The sequence below is a fragment of the Pseudonocardia lutea genome, assembly GCF_042658055.1.
Lineage (GTDB): Bacteria > Actinomycetota > Actinomycetes > Mycobacteriales > Pseudonocardiaceae > Pseudonocardia > Pseudonocardia lutea.
The window spans coordinates 1-874 of the sequence record NZ_JBHSQK010000140.1; the positions used below are offsets into that span (position 1 = coordinate 1).

The 874-nt window shown below is 76.2% G+C and carries 1 protein-coding gene; it reads right to left on the bottom strand.

The features are described from left to right. The coding region (locus tag ACFQH9_RS32025) for an FAD-dependent oxidoreductase (protein ID WP_379572210.1) at positions 1-874 on the bottom strand (874 nt) is incomplete at both ends.

Genomic DNA, 874 nt, shown 5'->3' on the forward strand with positions numbered 1-874 from the left:
GCGGCGTAGAGCCACCCGTCGCCGACCGGTGCGCCGGACTCGTCGAGGACCCGCAGGGTCTGGTCGACCGTGAGCCAGGTGCCGGGCTCGAGGCCGATCGTGTCCAGGCCGAGGTCCCGGGTGTTGGGCGTGCGGCCGATGGCGACGAGGACCTCGTCGACGACGATCTTCTCGCCGTCGACCAGGGTGAGGTGGACCTCGCCCTGCGCGTCGCGCCGGACGGCCACCACCTCCGCGCCGTCGCGCACCGAGGCACCTGCCTCCCGCAGCGCCTCGGTGACCCGCTCGCCGGCGAACGGCTCGGCGGTGGGGAGCACCCCGTCGCGGGCGAGCACGGTGACGGCGCTGCCCAGGGCGGAGAACGCCGTGGCCATCTCGCCGGCGACCACGCCGCCGCCGATGATGCCGAGCCGCCGGGGCACCGAGTCGGTGGCGACGGCTTCCCGGCTCGTCCAGACCGCGGCGTCACGCAGGCCGGGGATGTCCGGCACCAGCGCGCTGCTCCCGGTGGCGACCACGACGGCGTGCCGGGCGGTGAGCGTGACGACGGCGCCGTCCTCGCCGGTCACCTCGACGACCCGCGGCGCGGCGAGGCGTCCGTGACCGCGGAACAACGCGATCCCGGCCTGGTCGAGCCACGCGACCTGCCCGTCGTCGTGCCAGTTCGAGGCGAACTCGTCGCGCCTGCGCAGGACGGCCGCCGGATCGAGGGTGCCGGTGATCGCCTCGCGCGCGCCGGGGAGCCGGCGCGCGGCCTGCAGGGCCGAGCCGCTGCGCAGCAGTGCCTTGGTCGGCATGCAGGCCCAGTAGGAGCACTCTCCGCCGACGAGTTCGCGCTCGACGACGGCGGCGCTCAGCCCGCCGCGCACGACCC